This window comes from Phenylobacterium sp. (assembly GCF_030693805.1).
Lineage (GTDB): Bacteria > Pseudomonadota > Alphaproteobacteria > Caulobacterales > Caulobacteraceae > Phenylobacterium.
Window position 1 is genome coordinate 14,207 of the sequence record NZ_JAUXZW010000068.1, and the last position, 16,916, is coordinate 31,122.

General features: G+C 68.3%; 20 protein-coding genes and 2 tRNA genes. 7 read left to right on the plus strand and 15 right to left on the minus strand.

Annotated features, from left to right (window positions below; all coding sequences use genetic code 11):
• Positions 1-57 precede the first annotated feature (57 nt).
• Together Q8M88_RS02930 and Q8M88_RS02935 are read left to right on the plus strand one after the other, a co-directional pair.
• Positions 58-795, plus strand: coding sequence for an SDR family NAD(P)-dependent oxidoreductase (locus Q8M88_RS02930; protein WP_305594753.1), 738 nt, complete (start codon positions 58-60; stop codon positions 793-795).
• A gap of 119 nt (positions 796-914) precedes the next feature.
• Positions 915-1,373 (plus strand): PaaI family thioesterase, encoded by a 459-nt coding sequence (locus tag Q8M88_RS02935; RefSeq protein ID WP_305594754.1) that lies wholly within the window; start codon positions 915-917, stop codon positions 1,371-1,373.
• 178 nt (positions 1,374-1,551) lie between these two features.
• Here the strand turns inward: Q8M88_RS02935 and Q8M88_RS02940 are convergent.
• Positions 1,552-1,628, minus strand: a tRNA-Arg gene (locus Q8M88_RS02940).
• Positions 1,629-1,680: 52 nt separating this feature from the next.
• Complete coding sequence (locus Q8M88_RS02945) at positions 1,681-2,634, minus strand: ABC transporter ATP-binding protein (protein ID WP_305594755.1); 954 nt, start codon at positions 2,632-2,634, stop codon at positions 1,681-1,683.
• Between the two features lie 162 nt (positions 2,635-2,796).
• Here Q8M88_RS02945 and Q8M88_RS02950 point away from each other — a divergent pair, with 162 nt between their 5' ends.
• The 3 genes from Q8M88_RS02950 to polA are packed head-to-tail and all read left to right on the plus strand — an operon-like array spanning position 2,797 to position 6,780.
• Positions 2,797-3,045 (plus strand): zinc-finger domain-containing protein, encoded by a 249-nt coding sequence (locus tag Q8M88_RS02950; RefSeq protein ID WP_371132616.1) that lies wholly within the window; start codon positions 2,797-2,799, stop codon positions 3,043-3,045.
• Positions 3,046-3,065: 20 nt separating this feature from the next.
• A complete protein-coding gene (locus Q8M88_RS02955) occupies positions 3,066-3,869 on the plus strand; it encodes an isocitrate lyase/phosphoenolpyruvate mutase family protein (protein ID WP_305594757.1) in 804 nt (267 codons plus the stop codon).
• Positions 3,870-3,921: 52 nt separating this feature from the next.
• A complete protein-coding gene (gene polA / locus Q8M88_RS02960; protein ID WP_305594758.1) occupies positions 3,922-6,780 on the plus strand; it encodes a DNA polymerase I in 2,859 nt (952 codons plus the stop codon).
• Positions 6,781-6,855: 75 nt separating this feature from the next.
• Here polA and Q8M88_RS02965 read toward each other — a convergent pair whose 3' ends face one another.
• From Q8M88_RS02965 to Q8M88_RS02975, 3 genes are all read right to left on the minus strand, one after another.
• The gene (locus Q8M88_RS02965; RefSeq protein ID WP_305594759.1) at positions 6,856-7,635 is read right to left on the minus strand and encodes a metallophosphoesterase family protein; all 780 of its coding nucleotides are present in this window, start codon (positions 7,633-7,635) and stop codon (positions 6,856-6,858) included.
• 154 nt (positions 7,636-7,789) lie between these two features.
• Positions 7,790-7,990, minus strand: a complete 201-nt coding sequence (locus Q8M88_RS02970; protein ID WP_305594760.1) for a hypothetical protein — start codon at positions 7,988-7,990, stop codon at positions 7,790-7,792.
• Between the two features lie 133 nt (positions 7,991-8,123).
• Positions 8,124-8,199, minus strand: a tRNA-Ala gene (locus Q8M88_RS02975).
• A gap of 139 nt (positions 8,200-8,338) precedes the next feature.
• Between Q8M88_RS02975 and Q8M88_RS02980 the strand changes: the two genes are divergently transcribed.
• Positions 8,339-8,653 carry a YggT family protein gene (locus Q8M88_RS02980; RefSeq protein ID WP_305594761.1) on the plus strand — a complete coding sequence of 105 codons (315 nt, stop codon included), beginning with the start codon at positions 8,339-8,341 and terminating at the stop codon, positions 8,651-8,653.
• A 4-nt stretch (positions 8,654-8,657) separates the two neighbouring features.
• Here Q8M88_RS02980 and Q8M88_RS02985 read toward each other — a convergent pair whose 3' ends face one another.
• The 4 genes from Q8M88_RS02985 to rpoN form a co-directional block, all read right to left on the minus strand.
• On the minus strand, positions 8,658-9,146 hold the full coding sequence (locus Q8M88_RS02985) for a PTS sugar transporter subunit IIA (protein ID WP_305594762.1): 489 nt from the start codon (positions 9,144-9,146) through the stop codon (positions 8,658-8,660).
• A gap of 58 nt (positions 9,147-9,204) precedes the next feature.
• The gene (gene hpf, locus Q8M88_RS02990) at positions 9,205-9,831 is read right to left on the minus strand and encodes a ribosome hibernation-promoting factor, HPF/YfiA family (protein WP_305594763.1); all 627 of its coding nucleotides are present in this window, start codon (positions 9,829-9,831) and stop codon (positions 9,205-9,207) included.
• Positions 9,832-9,863: 32 nt separating this feature from the next.
• Entirely contained in the window at positions 9,864-10,490 is a 627-nt protein-coding gene (locus Q8M88_RS02995) for an exopolysaccharide biosynthesis protein (protein ID WP_305594764.1), read from the minus strand.
• A gap of 95 nt (positions 10,491-10,585) precedes the next feature.
• Positions 10,586-12,079, minus strand: coding sequence for an RNA polymerase factor sigma-54 (gene rpoN, locus Q8M88_RS03000; RefSeq protein ID WP_305594789.1), 1,494 nt, complete (start codon positions 12,077-12,079; stop codon positions 10,586-10,588).
• 171 nt (positions 12,080-12,250) lie between these two features.
• Here rpoN and Q8M88_RS03005 point away from each other — a divergent pair, with 171 nt between their 5' ends.
• Positions 12,251-12,835, plus strand: a complete 585-nt coding sequence (locus Q8M88_RS03005) for a BON domain-containing protein (RefSeq protein WP_305594765.1) — start codon at positions 12,251-12,253, stop codon at positions 12,833-12,835.
• Positions 12,836-12,841: 6 nt separating this feature from the next.
• On the opposite strand, the gene lptB is transcribed toward Q8M88_RS03005, so the two are convergent.
• From lptB to Q8M88_RS03035, 6 genes are all read right to left on the minus strand, one after another.
• Positions 12,842-13,579, minus strand: coding sequence for an LPS export ABC transporter ATP-binding protein (lptB, locus tag Q8M88_RS03010; protein ID WP_305594790.1), 738 nt, complete (start codon positions 13,577-13,579; stop codon positions 12,842-12,844).
• A gap of 31 nt (positions 13,580-13,610) precedes the next feature.
• Positions 13,611-14,156 carry an LptA/OstA family protein gene (locus tag Q8M88_RS03015; RefSeq protein ID WP_305594766.1) on the minus strand — a complete coding sequence of 182 codons (546 nt, stop codon included), beginning with the start codon at positions 14,154-14,156 and terminating at the stop codon, positions 13,611-13,613.
• A 9-nt stretch (positions 14,157-14,165) separates the two neighbouring features.
• Positions 14,166-14,789 carry an LPS export ABC transporter periplasmic protein LptC gene (gene lptC / locus Q8M88_RS03020; RefSeq protein WP_305594767.1) on the minus strand — a complete coding sequence of 208 codons (624 nt, stop codon included), beginning with the start codon at positions 14,787-14,789 and terminating at the stop codon, positions 14,166-14,168.
• Positions 14,790-14,796: 7 nt separating this feature from the next.
• Positions 14,797-15,414 carry a ribonuclease D gene (locus tag Q8M88_RS03025; RefSeq protein WP_305594768.1) on the minus strand — a complete coding sequence of 206 codons (618 nt, stop codon included), beginning with the start codon at positions 15,412-15,414 and terminating at the stop codon, positions 14,797-14,799.
• Positions 15,415-15,508: 94 nt separating this feature from the next.
• Entirely contained in the window at positions 15,509-16,168 is a 660-nt protein-coding gene (locus Q8M88_RS03030; protein ID WP_305594769.1) for a 2-hydroxychromene-2-carboxylate isomerase, read from the minus strand.
• 1 nt (position 16,169) lies between these two features.
• A complete protein-coding gene (locus Q8M88_RS03035; protein WP_305594770.1) occupies positions 16,170-16,880 on the minus strand; it encodes a glutathione S-transferase N-terminal domain-containing protein in 711 nt (236 codons plus the stop codon).
• Between the last annotated feature and the right edge of the window lie 36 nt (positions 16,881-16,916).

The following is a 16,916-nucleotide window of genomic DNA, read 5'->3' on the forward strand; positions in this document are numbered from 1 at the left end:
CGGCAGGTTGCGGCCGTTCCGATCGCCACAAAGAACAGAGGCATGGAGAGCGAAGCGATGAAGCAGTTCTTGATTCTGGGCGGTACCGGCGATGTGGGCAGCGGCGTCATCGCCGCCTTGCTTGATGCAGGCCATAGCGTCCTGGCGACGAGCCGGGGCGGTCCCAAGGCCGAGGCCCTGCGGAATCGCCACGCCGGCCGATCCTTTCACCTGATCGAAGGGAGCGTCCACGACGAGGCTGCGGCTGCGACCTTGCTGCAGGGCGTCCGCGCGCGGGTCGATCGGGTTGACGGCGTGCTCGCCGGCCTGAGCGGCGCCAGGCCGCAGGGCAAGACGCTGGTGGAATGGAGTTCCGCTGACCTGCTGGCGATCGTGCACGCCAACCTGATCACCCATTTCGTCGCCGCCAAGACTTTCGTTCCGATCGTCGTCGACGGCGGGATCTATATCGGCCTGGGCGGCGCCATGGCCGACCGGATTTTCCCTCACTACAGCTACAATTCGATGATCCAGTCGGCGCAACGGACCATGTTCCGCTATCTCGACCACGAGCTGGAGAACCATCGCATCGCGATCCGCGAGCTGATCATCGGCGCCATGGTCACCACCGAGGACAAGGCCAAGGGCGATGATCCCAAGTACAACTGGATCACCGACCGCGAGGTGAGCGAACACATCCGCGCGATGCTGGAAAACCCTGCGGATTTCCCGGGTCCGATCGAACACCTGTTCTCGGCCAGGGGCGTCGGCCGCTCGCGCCCCGTCGACCCCGCTTCGGTGCGTGCGGTCGCTTAGGCGAGGGACGCGAAGGGTTCGACCGGTGGCAGGCCGACGAAGACAGCGATCTCAGTCGGACCGACAGGCTCCGCCGAACCATAGTCGCTCACGAGCGCAGGAACTGTTGGGAGCGATTGATGGCGGAACAAGCGACGGTCTGGCCCGACGGTGTGATCGATGTGATCGAAGGCCCCTGGGCCGGCTGGCGCACCTGGGGCGAATTGGACGCCTTCGAAAGCATGGTGGGGCCGTTCTATTGGCGTGCGGGAGCCGATGGCGCGATCCGCTGCGCGTTTCGGGCAGAACCGCGCCACATGAACGCCAGCGGATTCATGCATGGGGGGTGCCTGATGACATTCGCCGACTATTCCGCGTTCGCGATCGGCATGAGCGCCCTGAGTGACGACTGGTCGGTGACGGCTGCGTTCAACGCCGAATTCGTGGGCGCGGTCTCGGCCGGCGCTCTTGTTGAGGCTGGCGGCGAAGTGATCCGCGGCGGCCGAAGCCTGGTCTTTATCCGCGGCCTCGTGACGGCTGACGGCGACCCGGCGCTGAGCTTCTCAGTGGTGGCGAAAAAGGCCGCCCGCAGATCATGAACCAGCCGCGGTCTACGCGTGCGCTCGATCTCGACCTCGGCGCGCGACGGAACGCCGGCTGTGCGCCGGGCAAGGCTCACGGTGCGACGTCGAAGGTCTGCTTCAGCTCGACTAGGCCCGCGTGGCGACTTCAGCGACGCAACGCCATTCGCCAGAATAGCTGCGTTGTTGATGCTGCTGGCGCACCCGACACGATTCGAACGTGTGACCTTTGCCTTCGGAGGGCAACGCTCTATCCAGCTGAGCTACGGGTGCGGTCTGCGAGCAGGGCGCTTCTCTAACCGAAAGGCGCGGGGGCCGCAAAGGCTTAGGCGGGTTCGGCCTGCGGGGCGGCGTAGGTCAGCGACAGGAACACGTCTTCCAGGTCCGGATCCTCGGTGGCGATGTCGCGGATGTGCAGGCCGCTGGCGCGCAGCGCGGCCAACACCTGCTCGACGCTGGACTGGCCCGTGCGATAGGTCACCGAGAAGGCGCCGCCCGGGCGAAGCTTGGTCTCGAAGCCCTCAAGCGCCGGCGCCTCGGTCACCGGCTCCTCCGGGGTCACCACCACGTTGCGGGTGTCGAGTCGGCGCAGCAGCGTCGCCGTCGGCTCGCTCACCGCCACCTCGCCGCGGTTGATGATGGCGATGTGGTCGCAGAGCTCCTCGGCCTCCTCCAGGTAGTGGGTGGTCAGCACGATGGTCACGCCGCGGCGGTTCAGCTCCAGCACATAGGACCAGAGCTGGCGGCGCAGCTCCACGTCGACGCCCGCGGTGGGCTCGTCGAGGATCAGCACCGGCGGGTTGTGGGTCATCGCCTTGGCGACCATCAGCCGCCGCTTCATGCCGCCAGACAGCTGGCGCACATAGGCGTCGCCCTTGTCGGCGAGGCCCAGCGCGGTCAGCAGTTCGTCGGTGCGGCGTTCGGCCCGCGGCACCCCGTACATGCCGGCCTGCACCTCCAGCGACTCGCGCGGGGTGAAGAACGGGTCGGCGGCGATCTCCTGCGGCACCACGCCGATCGCGGCGCGGGCGTCGCGGGCGCGGGTGTCGATGTCGCGACCCCAGATGCGCACCGTGCCAGAGGTCTTCTTGCAGAGCCCCGCCATGATGTTGATCATCGTCGACTTGCCGGCTCCGTTCGGCCCAAGCAGGCCGAAGATCGAGCCGCGCGGGATCGCCAGGTCGACGCCCTTCAGGGCGTGCATCTGCGGCGTGGTCTTGGTCGCCGGGTAGGTCTTCACCAGGCCGATGATCTCAATGGCGTTGTCGGGAAGGTCCATTCGCCGTCCAATCGATTGACGCGCCGAGGCGGTGGCGCATACCTAGGCCGGCTCAAGCGCAACGCCAAGCGGCCGTAAAATTCCAGACTCAGAGACTAAAGACCCAAGATGGCCCGCAGACCCCGCAACCTCGGCGCAGACGCCCAGACCCGGCCCGAGCCTATGCCGGCCGAGCCCGCGTTGTCGTCCACCCTGCCCGCGCCGGAGACCATCACCGTGCGCTCGGGGCGCATCGCCTGTGACGGCGTCGGCGGCGCGCTCGGCCATCCCAGGGTCTGGCTGGAGATGGGCGAGGCCGACTTCGTCGAATGCCCCTACTGCGACCGCCGCTTCGTGCTGGCGCACGGCTCGGAAGGCGCTGAGGACGAACGCCTTGCCCCCGGCGTCTGGGAAGGCCCGCACGGCCACTGAGACCGAAAGATGAGGGGGCGATGAGCCAGCAGGACCGCGCCGCAACCTTCGCCGGCCTTCACGCCGGCCCCGACATCCTCGTCTTGCCCAACTGCTGGGACGCGGCCAGCGCAGCCCTGATGCAGGACGCGGGCGCGAAAGCTGTGGCGACATCCTCTGCCGCGGTCGCCTGGGCGCACGGCTATGCCGATGGGGACAAGCTGCCGACGCCGATCCTGATCCAGGCGTTGGGCGAGATCGCCCGCGTGCTGAGCGTGCCGCTCACCGCCGACATCGAGGGCGGCTACTCCGACGACCTGGACGAACTGGCGCGCACCATTGTCGGCGTGGTCGACGCCGGTTGCGTCGGGATCAATCTGGAGGACGGCGGCCGCGAGCCCGATCTGCATGCGCGCAAGGTGGCCGCCGCGGTGGAGGCGGCCAAGGGCGCGGGGGTCGCCCTCTTCGTCAACGCCCGCATCGACCTCTACCTCCGCGGCGGGGAGGGGGAGGCGGCGCTGGTGGAGGCCCTGCGCCGCGCACGCCTGTACGCCGACGCCGGCGCGGCTGGGATCTTCGTGCCCGGCCCGGTGGACGAGACGCTGATCGGCGCGCTTGCCGCCGGTATCGACCTGCCGACGAACGTCATGGGCCGTCCAGGCGCGCCCACCGCCGCCAGGCTGCAGGCGCTGGGCGTGCGGCGCGTCAGCTCGGCCACCGCGCCGTTCCGGGCGGCCTACGCGGCGATGGATGCCGGCGTGAAAGCCTATCTGGCGAGCGGAGACTCCTCGACCCTGGCGCTGGCCGGGGCGCCGCTCGCCAATCTCAACACACGGTTCGCCTGAACTCGTCGCTCGGCGGGTGACCGCGGGCGATCGCGGTCCTATCTTAGGCGCCATGACCGATCTGCTGGCGGACGCCCCCGAGAGCCTTCCCGACCTCCCGCGAGACACCACCCAGGACGGGCCGAAGGTCCGGCTCTACCTGGTGGATGGCTCGGGCTACATCTTCCGCGCCTACCACGCCCTGCCGCCGCTGACGCGCAAGAGCGACGGCCTGCCGATCGGCGCGGTGGCCGGCTTCTGCAACATGCTGTGGAAGCTGTTGGTCGACATGCGCGCCCAGCCGGATGCGCCGACCCACTTGGCGGTGATCTTCGACCACTCGGAGAAGACCTTCCGCAACGACCTGTACGATCAGTACAAGGCCCATCGCCCGCCGGCGCCGGAAGATCTGGCGCCGCAGTTCCCGCTGGTGCGCGACGCGACGCGGGCGTTCGGCGTCGCCTGCCTGGAGCTGCCCGGCTACGAGGCCGACGACCTGATCGCCGCCTACGCCTGCAAGGTCCGGGATCTGGGCGGCGACGTGGTGATCGTCTCGTCCGACAAGGACCTGATGCAACTGGTCGGCCCGCAGGTGACCATGCTCGACACCATGAAGAACCTGCTGATCGGGCCCGAGCAGGTGATGGAGAAGTTCGGCGTCGCGCCGGACAAGGTGGTCGACGTCCAGGCGCTGTGCGGTGATTCCGTAGACAACGTGCCCGGCGCGCCGGGCATCGGCGTCAAGACCGCCGCGGCCCTGATCAACGAATACGGCGACCTCGACGCCCTGCTGGCTCGCGCCCACGAGGTGAAGCAGGACAAGCGCCGCCAGACCCTGATCGACTTCGCCGACCAGATCCGCCTGTCGCGCCAACTCGTCCAGCTGGATTGCGATACGCCGCTGCCGGCCCCGATCGACGACCTGGCGGTGATCGACCCCACCCAGTCGGCGGAAGGTCTGGCGACCTTCCTCGACGCCATGGAGTTCCGCACGCTGGCGCGTCGGGTGGCCGAGGCCCGCGGCGGCCAGATCGCCCCCGCCGCCGCGCCGAAGAAGCCGGCGGAGCCCGCGCCTGCCTCGCCCATCGACGTCACCGCCTATGTCTGCGTGCGCGACGAAGCCACGCTCGACGACTGGATCGCGCGCGCCTATGCGGCCGGCGTCGTCGCCTTCGACACCGAGACCGACGCGCTGAGTTCGGCCAACGCCGGGCTCTGTGGCGTGTCGCTGGCCGTGGCTCCGGGGGAGGCCTGCTACATCCCCGTCGGCCACTGCGAGATGGAAGGCCTGGCGCTGGAGGCCGCCGCTGACCTGACGCAGATCCCGCTGGAGAGCGTGATCGCCCGGCTGAAGCCGCTGCTGGAGGACCCCGGCGTCCTGAAGGTCGCCCAGAACGCCAAATACGACCTGGCGGTGCTCTCGCGCTACGGGATCGACGTCACGCCCGTCGAGGACACCATGCTGATCTCCTACGTGCTGGAGGCGGGGCTGCACGGCCACGGCATGGACGAGTTGTCGAAGCTCTGGCTGGGCCACGAACCGATCCCGTTCAAACAGGTCGCCGGGACCGGCAAGGCGCAGAAGAGCTTCAAGTACGTGCCGTTGACCGAGGCCTCCTGCTATGCCGCCGAGGACGCCGACGTCACCCTGCGCCTCTATCGCCACCTGCGCGGGCGGCTGTCGGCCGAAGGCCTGCTGAACGTCTACGAGACCCTGGAGCGTCCCCTGCCGGCGGTGCTGGCGCAGATGGAGTGCGCGGGCATCCGCGTCGATCCCGAGCGCCTGCGTCAGCTCTCCAACGACTTCTCCGTGCGGATGGTCGAGCTTGAAGCCCAGGCGCACGCGCTGGCCGGCCGGCCGTTCAACCTGGGCTCGCCCAAGCAGATCGGCGAGATCCTCTACGCCGAGATGGGCCTTGGCAGCGGACGCACCACGGCCAAGGGCGCGGCGTCCACGGACGCCTCGGTGCTGGAGGATCTGGCCGCCCAGGGCCACGCCCTGCCCAGGGCGCTGCTGGATTGGCGCCAGCTTTCCAAGCTCAAGGGCACCTACACCGACAACCTGATCGCGGCGATTTCACCCCGAACTGGCCGCGTCCACACCTCGTTCTCGCTGGCGTCGACCAGCACCGGGCGGCTGTCGTCATCGGACCCGAACCTGCAGAACATCCCGATCCGCACCGAGGAAGGCCGCAAGATCCGCAAGGCGTTCATCGCCGAGCCGGGCCACGTGCTGATCAGCGCCGACTACAGCCAGATCGAGCTGCGGCTGCTCGCCCACATCGGCGACATCGCCCAGCTCAAGCGGGCCTTCAAGGAAGGCCTGGACATCCACGCCATGACGGCCTCGGAGATGTTCGGCGTGCCGGTCGAGGGCATGCCCGCCGAGACCCGGCGGCGCGCCAAGGCGATCAACTTCGGCATCGTCTACGGCATCTCGGCGTTCGGCCTGGCCAACCAGTTGTCGATCCCGCAGGACGAGGCCGGCGCCTACATCAAGACCTACTTCGAGCGCTTCCCCGGCATCCGCGCCTACATGGACCGCGCCAAGGCCGAGGTGCGCAGCCAGGGCTTCGTCACCACCATCTTCGGGCGCAAGGTCAACATTCCGGCAGTGCGCGGCAAGTCGCCCGCCGAGCGCGCCTTCGCCGACCGTGCGGCGATCAACGCGCCGATCCAGGGCGCCGCCGCCGACGTCATCCGCCGCGCCATGGTGCGCATGCCCCACGCCCTGCGCGCCGAGGGGCTCACCGCGCGCATGCTGTTGCAGGTGCACGACGAATTGGTGTTCGAGGCCCCGGAGTCCGAGGCTGATGCTGTGATCGCGGTCGCCCGTCGGGTCATGGAGGCCGCGCCCGAGCCCGCTGTGGCGCTCACCGTCCCCCTGGTGGTCGAGGCGCGGGCCGCGGCCAACTGGGACGACGCGCACTAGGCGCGCGAACCGCTCAAGACGTCACTCGACACAATCCGCTCATCCGGCATCGGGAATGAGCAGCGTCGAGCGCGCTCAGGCCGCCTGGCGGCGTCCGGCCTGCAGGAAGCGAGGGCCGTCGGCGTCGAGGCGCACGGCCGTCAGTACGCCCGTCGCATAGACGCCGGTGTCGACGCAGATGCGGTGCGGGGTGATTTGCGGGGCCTCGGCCGGAGTGTGGCCATGCACGATGATCTTCTCGAACGGGCCGTTCGCCTGCAGGAAGTCGTGGCGGATCCACAGCAGGTCGTGCTCGGTCTGGCGCTCTAGCGGCGCGCCCGGCCGCACGCCGGCGTGCACGAAGGCGTAGTCGCCGACCGTGACGATCAGCTCCAGGCTCTCTAGGAACCGGCGATGGTCGTCGGGCAGGGCGGCGGCGAAGGCGTCTCGGGTGCGCATCCAGGATTCTGCGTCGCCACGGCCGACCGGCGCCGGGGCGCCGTAGGAGGCCAGGGTCGGTCCGCCGCCATGCTCGATCCACAGCGGCCCGAAGCTCGGGTCGTCGAGGAACTGGAACAGCGCCTCCTCGTGGTTGCCCTTCAGGGCCACCACCTCGAACGCGGTGTCGGCCTGCAGCCTCAGGATCAGGTCGATGACCCCGGCGCTGGCGTCGCCACGGTCCACATAGTCGCCCAGGAAGATCAGCAGCGGCTTATGCGCCGGACGTGAACGGGCGGCGTCTGCGGCGATCTCGGCGATCAGCGGCTCCAGCACGTCGAGCCGCCCATGCACGTCGCCCACCGCATAGATCAGGCGGCCGCCGGTGGTCGGAGGCGTGCGGTTGGCGACCGGCTTGGGAAACAACTTGGAGAACAACGCGCGAGCCCGTTTGTGTGCACTGCAACATAGCCCTCGGGCGGACGCTCTACAACGCACGCCACGACGGCTCGCAGGCAATACCTCGAAAGTGCTCAGAGAGTTCCCAACGCGCCGCCGACGGGCTAGTGCGGCGGTGCGAAAAAAGGCGATGTCAGGCCGGCTTGGCGCTGAACAGGCCCTTCATCATGCCCATGGCGTCATCGACGATTGACCCGTTCTTGTTCGCGTCGAGGCCCGACAGCAGCCCGCCGATCGGCGAGCCCTGATGCTGGGCAGGAACTGCTGGACGGTGGCGGCCGGGACGCCGGCCTTCGCCGCCCCGCGCCTCGGCGCCATGCGACCGAAGGGCCACCAAGGCGCCAAGCGAGGCCTGAGTCAAAGTGTCGCCGCCCACAGGCCATCGGACCGCGCCGACGCCATGGATTCAGGCGCCTTGTCGCGCCGATATCGGGGTGTGCCTGGAGAGGCCAGGCTTGCGAAAAGCCTGGTGGAGCCGAGCGGAGTCGAACCGCTGACCTCCTCATTGCGAACGAGGCGCTCTACCAACTGAGCTACGGCCCCAGGCGGCGCGGAATAAGCGTTCAGTCGCCGGTCATGTCAACCCACGCCCTGCACTAATTGGCGGCCTGCCGGTCGATCCCCATGTTGCATGGCGCCGGGGCGCACCTTAGAAACCGGCTATCTGCAAAAGGACGTCCGAATGGCCGCCATCATCGGCTTCGTATTCTTCATCGTGGGCTCCCTTCTGCAGCTTCTGATCTGGGCGATCATCATCAACGCCCTGATCTCCTGGCTGGTCGCTTTCGACGTGATCAATCTGCGCAACCCGTTCGTGAATAACGTGGCGCGGTTCCTGGAAGCGGTGACGCGGCCGGTCATGCGGCCGGTGCAGCGGATCATTCCATCGCTTGGCGGAATCGACATCAGCCCGATCATCGTGATCCTGGTCCTGACCGGGATCGCACGCTACCTGCTCGCCCCGCTGCGCGACTTCCTGATAATCACCCTGGGCTAACGCCCTAGGCAGTGCGGCGTTCGGGGTGGTCGCCGGAGTTTGAATCAGGTTCCTGCACCAGCAGGGCGTGGAGCGCGTCGGCGGTGACCGCCTTGCGCAACTGGTCGCGTAGTTCGGCGTGGCGCAGCAGCCGAGAAACCCGCGCCAGCGTGCGCAGATGCTCCGAGCCCGCGTCCGGATGCGCGAACAGGGCGAAGATCAGATCGACTGGCTGGTCGTCCACCGCATCGAAGTCCACCGGCTGATCCAGACGTACGAAGATGCCACGCATCCGCGACAGGCCCTCCAGACGCGCGTGCGGCACCGCGACGCCATGGCCGACGCCGGTGGATCCGGCGAGTTCGCGCTCGGCCAGGGCGTCCAGGATGACCCCGGAATCCAAGCCGAAGTTGCGCGATGCGAGGTCGGCGATCACCGCCAGCGCCTGGCGCTTGTTGGCCGCGCTGATCCGCGACGCGATCGCGCCGCGATCGAGGAAATCGCCGATCTGCATGTCTCTAAAACGCCTTCAATCGAAAGGAACGTCCAAGACCGATCGGAAGCGCATCGGGTCAGCGCGCGGCGCCGGCCCCGTTCGATCCGCCGTTCACCGGCTTGCTGCGCTCGGGGTCGATCCAGCCGATGTTGCCATCGGTCCGTCGGTAGACAACGGAAAGTCCGCCGTGCGCGGCGTTCCTAAACACGATTGTCTGAACCCCCGTCAAGTCCAGATCCATAGCCGCCATCGAGACGGTCATGGTGCGGATCGCCTTCTCGGTCTCGGCGATCACCACCGCCTCCGGCGCTGCGCCGGAAGCCTCGATCTCGGCGTCATCCTCGTCGTCCACGCGGGATTCGATGACGAAATAGGAGGCAGTCTCGGCCTGCTTGGCGAGCGCCTGCTGATGATGGTCCTTCATGCGGCGGCTATATCGCCGCACCCGCTTGGACATCTTATCCAGGGCGCTGTCGAACGCCGCGTGGGCGTCAGCGCCCAGGCCCTGGCTCTGCAGATGCTGGCCGGAAGCCAGCGTCACCGCGCAGTCCACCTTGAACGAATGACCCTCTCTGCTGACGACCACGTCGGCGCCGCCGCCGCGATCGAAATACTTACCAATGTTGCTGGTGAGTTCGTCGGACACCCGCGTGCGCAGGGCGTCGCCGACATCGACATGCTTGCCGGTAACTTGTACTTGCATACCGCAATGAACGCGCCGGAGCGCGGATGGTGTCAAGCCGCCCCGAGGATCTCCAGCAGGTGGCGCACCATGCTCACGACGATGTGCGCGGCGAGCACCAGCACCGCGGTGCTGGCGATGGTCACCAGATAGCCGATCAGCGCCAGTACGCCGTCCCGCTGCACCAGCGCCAGCGCGAAGGCGCAGACCGCGGCGGCCGGCAGGATGTTGCCCAGCGGGATCGGCAGAATCAGCACCAGGGCGAGCGCGGTGCAGACCACGCCGATCGCCCGCTCGCCGACCGGGCCGAACAGGAATCCCAGCCTCGGGCCAGAGATCTTCTCGATTCGAGCGGTCGCGGGTGCGAGCTTGCCGGCGATCTTGCGGATGTCTCTCGCCGGGATGTTGCGCTGGCGAAGACGTTTCGGCAGCCAGGGCGCCGGCGCGCCCAGCGCCACCTGCGGCGCCAGCAGCACCAGCGGCGCGCCGAACACCGTCGAGGCGCCGGGCGGCAGCGGCAGGGTGCAGGCGAAGGCGAACACGAACAGCAGCGCCCCGAACGCGCGCGGGCCGAACCCGTCGACCAGCGCGCCGACGCTGATCTCGTCGGCGTCGCCTCGCGCCAGGGCGTACAGCAACTTCGACAGCGGAACGGGGTCGTCGGGCGGCTCGTCGGACATGCGCGTCGGGCAGGCTACGAAAGGCGGCGGATGCAGGCGCCGGTTGCGGCGTCTAGCTAATCGCCCGCGCCCGGGCGCGCCAGAGGCTGGTGTGCTTAAGCTGGCTCTTTGAGCCGCCGGCGCCGTTCGACCGACGAGGGGATGCGCAGCGCCTCGCGGTATTTGGCCACCGTGCGGCGGGCGATATCGACGCCGGCGCCGTGCAGGATGTCGACGATCGCGTCGTCGGAGTGGACGTCGGCGTCGTTGCGCTCGGCCTCGATCAACTGACGGATCTTGTGGCGCACGCTCTCGGCCGAGTGGGCTTCGCCGCCCTCGCTGGAGGCGATCGACGAGGTGAAGAAGAACTTGAGCTCGAACACCCCGCGCGGCGTCGCCAGGTGCTTGTTGGAGGTCACCCGGCTGACCGTGGATTCATGCATGCCGATGGCGTCGGCGACGGTCTTCAGATTCAGCGGCCGCAGGTGCTCGACGCCATAGGCGAGGAACGCGTCCTGCTGGCGGACGATCTCGCTGGAGACCTTGAGGATGGTCTTGGCCCGCTGGTCGAGGCTCTTCACCAGCCAGTTGGCCGAGGCCAGGCAGTCCGAGACGAAGGTCTTTTCCTGGTCAGAGCGCGCCTTGCCTGAGACGTGGGCGTGATAGCGCTGGTCGACCAGCAGCTTGGGCAGGGTGTCGCCATTCAGCTCCACGTGCCACAGGCCGCCCTGGCCTTCGCGGACCGTGACGTCCGGCACCACCGGCTGCACCGGTTCGGCCCCGAAAGCAGCGCCGGGCCGCGGCGTCAGGGCGCGCAGCTCCGACAGCATGTCGCGCAGGTCTTCCTCGTCGACCCCACAGATGCGCCGCAGGCCCGCCATGTCGCGCTTGGCCACAAGTTCGAGATTGTCGAGCAGGGCGGCCATCGCCGGGTCGTAGCGGTCCAGTTCCTTGAGCTGCAGCATCAGGCAGTCGCGCACGTCGCGGGCGCAGACGCCGGTGGGCTCGAAGCCCTGCAACACGCCCAGCACGCGCTCCACAAGCTCCAGCGTGCACCCCAGCCGCTCGGCCGTTTCCGCGAGGTCGGCGCGCAGGTAGCCGGCCTCGTCGACCGCGTCGATCAGCACGCTGGCGACAGCGCTCTCGGCGGGACTCAACCGCGCCACGGCGAGCTGGTCTGTAAGGTGTTCGATGAGAGTCTTGTCTCGGGTCAGTACGCCTTCGAAGCCGTCGGCGTCGCCGTCGAAGCCGCCGCCCTTGCCCACCGTCGACCAGTCGACCGCGCCGCCGGGGGGGATGTCGTCCGGGGCGTCGCCGGTGGCCCGTTCGCCCGGCGAGGCTTCGTCGCGGCGTGCGTCCAGTTCGGCATTGGCGTGGCTGTCGCTGGCCTGGTCGGTGGAGATCTCGGCCGCGGCCTGGGGCTCAGGGTCGCCCTCGGGCTCGGCGTCGCGCTCGTCGCGCTGAAGCAACGGATTGCGCTCCAGTTCGCCGTCCACATAGGCCTCGAGCTCAAGGTTCGACAGCTGCAGAAGCTTGATAGCCTGCTGCAGTTGCGGGGTGATGACGAGGCCTTGGCCCTGTCTGAGCTCGAGTCGCGCGCTGAGCGCCAAAGTCAGCCCCTTCACTGGCCTGTTTCTTGCTCGCCAGACTAGAAGCCCGATCCCCACCGAACCGTTAACCGGCCCGACGGCCTTCGCGCCGCCGCAGCACCGTGGCTGGGGAACCACATGCGTGGGCGGCTGTTCATTTGGCGGACAACCTTGACCCTGAAGGAGAGCGCCATGCGCCAGAGGGATCTGTGGAATCGGCCGCGCAACGAACCGCCAGCCTATCGGCGCGAACCGCCCGCGCCCGAACATCGCCCTGCGCCGCGCGACGATTATGGCCAGGCGGACTACAGTGCAGATTACGGCTACGACCCGCGCACCCGTTCAGGATATCGCGCGACGGAACGGCTGGGCGACGGCTCGGACTTCGGGCAGGCGGACTTCAGCGCGGACTATGGCTACGATCCGGCGACCCGCAGCGGATTCCGCCGCGACGATCCGGCGGCGCGACCCGTCTACGACGGACGCCCGGACCCGCGCGACGAAGTGCGGACATGGGACGGCAGGCCCGCGCATCCTCCACGCGCACGCCGCCACGGCACGTCTGACGCGGTGATCTGGGCGGTGGTCAGTGAGCGGCTGGCGCATGAGCGCGGCCTCGACGATCGCGACATCGAGGTGCTGGTGCGCGACGGCGAGGTGATTCTCAACGGCACGGTGCGCCGCCGCGAAGACAAGCGCCGCGCCGAGGACCTGGCCGAGCTTCGCGACGTCCATCACGTGCAGAACAATCTGCGGCTACGGCGCGGCTTCTTCTAGGGGCCGTCAGCCGCCGTAGCGGTCGCCGAGATAGACCCGGCGCACTTCCGGGTCGTCGACGATCTCGTCGGGGCGCCCCTCGAACAACAGCTCGCCCGCGTGGATGATCGAGGCGCGGTCGATGATGTCCAGCGTCTCACGCACGTTGTGGTCGGTGATCAGGATGCCGATGCCGCGCCCCTTGAGGTAGGCGATCACCTCGCGGATGTCGGCGATGGCGAGCGGATCGATGCCGGCGAACGGCTCGTCCAGGAGCATGAACGACGGCTCGCTGGCCAGAGCGCGGGCGATCTCGACGCGCCGCCGCTCACCGCCCGACAGCGAGTTGGCCGGCGCGTTGCGCAGATGCTCGATGCGCAGTTCCTGCAGCAGCTCGGTGACCACGGAGCGCGCCCGCTTGTTGTCATGCTCGCGCAACTCGACCACGGCCATGACGTTCTGCTCGACGCTCATGCCGCGGAAGATCGACGTCTCCTGCGGCAGATAGCCCACCCCCATCCGCGCCCGCTGGTACATCGGCTGTCCGGTGATGTTCTCGCCGTCGAGGTAGATCGCCCCGTAGTCGGCGGGCACCAGGCCGGTGATCATGTAGAAGCAGGTCGTCTTGCCGGCCCCGTTCGGCCCAAGCAATCCCGCCACCTCGCCGCGGCCCAGGCGCAGCGACACGCCCTTGACCACCGGGCGGCCGCGGAACGACTTGCCGATGTTGTCGACGACCAGGCCTTCGCCGGCCAGGCTCGGCAGCGAGGCGAACTGCTCTTGTTTCACCAGAGCCTCACCGCCGCGCCTGCTCGTTGGGATAGAACACCCCGCGCACGCGACCAGGCTTGTTGCGGCCTTTGACGCTGGTCTGCATCTGCGCTTCACCGGTGTTGACGTGGATCACCATGCGTTGGCCGCGCAGCACGTTCTTGCCTTGCGCTGCGACCACGTCGCCGGTCATCACGATGGTCTCGGTGGCTGCGTCGTAGGTGGCCGCGTCGCCGCGCACCCGTTGCTGCGGCGTGACGTAGTAGACCGAGCCCTCGGCTTCCATCCGCTGCACCTGGCCGCAGTTCGGACCGGAGCTGGCGGAGCGCGCGGCGCCCACGGTGTTGTAGATCTTCAGCACGTCGGCCCGCAGGCGCGAGTCGGCCTGCAGCGCTTCGGCCGAACCGCGCCAGATCGCCAGGCACTGGGCGTTGACGACCTCGAGTTGGTCGGCGGTGAGATCCACTGGCGCGCTCGAGTTGCGGGCGAGCTGGGCCGCGGCCGGCGAAACGCACAGCAGGGCGGCGGCCAGGGCCGTCGAACACGTGATGGCGGCATGCCCTAATCGCATCGGCTTGACCTAATTCCCGTCGATCCGGGCGCGCACGCCCCCCTTGAAGACCATGCGCTCGCCCTTGTCGTAAACGCCATAGGACTTCGCATTGATTTCTCCAAGCCGCCCTGAGCCCTGAATGGGGCCTGCGCCGACCAGTTCGCCGGTCTTGGTGTCGAACCTGGAGGTCATGGTGTCGAACGCCGCCTGCTGGCCGGTCAGGCGTACGCCGCCGTTCATGTCCAGGCTGCGCCGCCCCTCATGGTACACGCCCGAGCGCGCAGTGATCCGCATCGGGTCCGAACCCCGCTCGTCGAGCACCAGGGCCGGGCGATCGAGGATCACCCGCTGGTAGTCGTGTTCGTCCCGCGTGGCGGTGACCGCGGTGACCACGAAGCCGCGGCCCTTCTCGTCGCGGCCGACGAAGCGCGGGTTGACCAGGCGGATCGGCGCGTCGCTGTCCTGGGCCCTGGCCGCGACCCCGTTGATCGAGCGGAAGATGATGACGCCGGCCATCGCGCTGAGGATCAGGCCGATGACGACCGGCAACACGACGCGCATGCGCCGCACCAGCCGCGAACGACGGCGCCAACGTTCGAAGTCGCGCCGCCTGGGCGTCTCTGGAATGGCTGCGATGTCGGCGGCGACCATGCCGCGCTCACGAATGGGCGAAGATGTCGACGTCCTCCCAGCCGGCCACGTCCAGCGCGGCGCGGTGGGGCAGGAATTCGAAGCAGGCTTTCGCCAGGCCGTCGCGGCCCTCGCGCACCAGCATCTGGTCGAGCTTGGCGCGCGCCGCATGCAGATGCAGCACGTCATGGGCGGCGTAGTTGAGCTGGTCGTCCGACAGGCTGGGCGCGCCCCAGTCGGAGCTCTGCTGGGCCTTCGACAGGTCGACGCCGACCATCTCGCGCACCACGTCCTTCAGGCCATGGCGGTCGGTGTAGGTGCGGGCGATCCTGGACGCGATCTTGGTGCAGTAGACGGGTGCGGTCACCACACCCAGATGCAGCAGGAACATGGCGATATCGAAGCGGCCGAAGTGGAAGATCTTGGTCACCGCCGGGTCGGTCAGCAGCCGCTTCAGGTTCGGCGCGTCGTAGCCCGGCCGGTCCAGCCGCACGATGTGGGCGTCGCCGCCGCCGTCCGACAGCTGCACCACGCACAACGGGTCGCGGCCCAGTCGCAGGCCCATGGTCTCGGAATCGATCGCCACGGACGCTGCGTCCGCCAGCACGCCGTCCGGCAGGTCGCCCTGATGCAGAAAGTTGGCCAAGCTCGCTCCGGCGTTGGATTTGCGGCAAGCGGCGGCGCGCGCCGTTTCCGATGCGCCGATCTCCTACCCGAAACCACGGCGCCGCTCCAGCGGCCTAAGACGCGGTGGCGGTTTCCAGCATGTTCAGCTCGCCGATGGTCGAAGCGCGGCCCTGCTTGGCGAGGATGCGGCGACGCAGCAACGGCACATGGTCCTGGCCGAAATACATGATCTCGTCGTCCAGGAAGTAGGTCGGCACGCCATAGCCGCCGCGCTGGATCAGCTCCTCGGTGTTGGCGCGCAGCAGATCCTTGATCGGCTGCGAAGCGACCGCCTCGGCGTAGGCCGCAGGGTCGACGCCGGCGCGTGAGCAGACGTCGGCCATCACCTCGTCTTGCGAGATGTCCAGGCCGTGGCCCCAGTGGGCGTCGTAGGTGGCGCGCGCGAACCGCATCATCGCGGCCTGATCGTGCTGCAGCCAGGCGCAGCCGCGCATCGCCTTGATGCTGTTCACCGGCCAACTCTGCGGGCGCACGATGGTGACGCCGACAGCCGCGCCCCATTCGCCCCAGTCGCGAACCGACATGGCGATGCGCTCCGGCGAAAGGCCGGAGCGGCGCTCATAGAGGCTCTTGTTCACCGCGTTGAACACGCCGCCGACGATCACCGGCCGCCAGTTGGGCGTCACGCCCAGCTCCTGGCCCAGCGCGGTGATCCGCACGACGCCAAGATAGCTCCAGGGGCTGGACACATCGAAGTAGACGTCGAGCTGCATATCACTCCCCCTGCGTGGCGACCTTGGGTTTGATTCCATAGAGAATCTCGCGGGCTTTCTCGTCTCTGGGCGGCCCCCCGGTGGGCTTGCCGCCGCCCAGGCTGATGCCCCGCTGAACGGCGTCGCGGCCGCGAATCTCGGTGAACCAGCGTTTGATGTTCGGATAGTCGTCCAGCGTGAAGCCCTGGGCCTTATGGGTGATGATCCAGGGGAAGCAGGCGATGTCGGCGATCGAATAGTCCTCGCCGGCGAGGAAGGCGCCCGTGCGACCGAGCTGACCGTCGAGCACCCTATAGAGCCGCTCGGCCTCGTTCTGGTAGCGCTCCATCGCGTAGGGGATCTTCTCGGCCGCATAGAGCTTGAAGTGGCCGTTCTGGCCCAGCATCGGACCCAGCCCTGCGACCTGCCAGGCGAGCCAGGCGATCGCCGTCCAGCGCGCGTCGGGATCCTTGGGCAGCAGCTTGCCGGTCTTCTCCGACAGGTACTGGAGGATGGCCGCGGACTCGAACAGCGACATGGGCTTGCGGCCGGGACCAGGGTCCTGGTCGACGATGGCGGGGATGCGGTTGTTAGGGCTGATCGCCAGGAACTCCGGCGCATACTGGCCGCCCGACAGGTTGATCGGATGGAATGTCCATTCCAGCCCCAGCTCCTCAAGGGCGATGGAGATCTTCCAGCCGTTCGGCGTGCCGGCAGAATACAGATCGATCATGGGCCGCCGCCTCCCTATTCCCGTTGTCAGGCGCGG

What these genes read in the sequence shown, in the direction of transcription:
- Q8M88_RS02930 (WP_305594753.1), top strand. Translation starts at nt 58, where the DNA reads ATGAAGCAGTTCTTGATTCTGGGCGGTACCGGCGATGTGGGCAGCGGC.
- Q8M88_RS02935 (WP_305594754.1), top strand. Translation starts at nt 915, where the DNA reads ATGGCGGAACAAGCGACGGTCTGGCCCGACGGTGTGATCGATGTGATC.
- Q8M88_RS02945 (WP_305594755.1), bottom strand. Translation starts at nt 2,634, where the DNA reads ATGGACCTTCCCGACAACGCCATTGAGATCATCGGCCTGGTGAAGACC.
- Q8M88_RS02950 (WP_371132616.1), top strand. Translation starts at nt 2,797, where the DNA reads ATGCCGGCCGAGCCCGCGTTGTCGTCCACCCTGCCCGCGCCGGAGACC.
- Q8M88_RS02955 (WP_305594757.1), top strand. Translation starts at nt 3,066, where the DNA reads ATGAGCCAGCAGGACCGCGCCGCAACCTTCGCCGGCCTTCACGCCGGC.
- polA (WP_305594758.1), top strand. Translation starts at nt 3,922, where the DNA reads ATGACCGATCTGCTGGCGGACGCCCCCGAGAGCCTTCCCGACCTCCCG.
- Q8M88_RS02980 (WP_305594761.1), top strand. Translation starts at nt 8,339, where the DNA reads ATGGCCGCCATCATCGGCTTCGTATTCTTCATCGTGGGCTCCCTTCTG.
- Q8M88_RS02985 (WP_305594762.1), bottom strand. Translation starts at nt 9,146, where the DNA reads ATGCAGATCGGCGATTTCCTCGATCGCGGCGCGATCGCGTCGCGGATC.
- hpf (WP_305594763.1), bottom strand. Translation starts at nt 9,831, where the DNA reads ATGCAAGTACAAGTTACCGGCAAGCATGTCGATGTCGGCGACGCCCTG.
- Q8M88_RS02995 (WP_305594764.1), bottom strand. Translation starts at nt 10,490, where the DNA reads ATGTCCGACGAGCCGCCCGACGACCCCGTTCCGCTGTCGAAGTTGCTG.
- Q8M88_RS03005 (WP_305594765.1), top strand. Translation starts at nt 12,251, where the DNA reads ATGCGCCAGAGGGATCTGTGGAATCGGCCGCGCAACGAACCGCCAGCC.
- Q8M88_RS03015 (WP_305594766.1), bottom strand. Translation starts at nt 14,156, where the DNA reads ATGCGATTAGGGCATGCCGCCATCACGTGTTCGACGGCCCTGGCCGCC.
- lptC (WP_305594767.1), bottom strand. Translation starts at nt 14,789, where the DNA reads ATGGTCGCCGCCGACATCGCAGCCATTCCAGAGACGCCCAGGCGGCGC.
- Q8M88_RS03030 (WP_305594769.1), bottom strand. Translation starts at nt 16,168, where the DNA reads ATGCAGCTCGACGTCTACTTCGATGTGTCCAGCCCCTGGAGCTATCTT.
- Q8M88_RS03035 (WP_305594770.1), bottom strand. Translation starts at nt 16,880, where the DNA reads ATGATCGATCTGTATTCTGCCGGCACGCCGAACGGCTGGAAGATCTCC.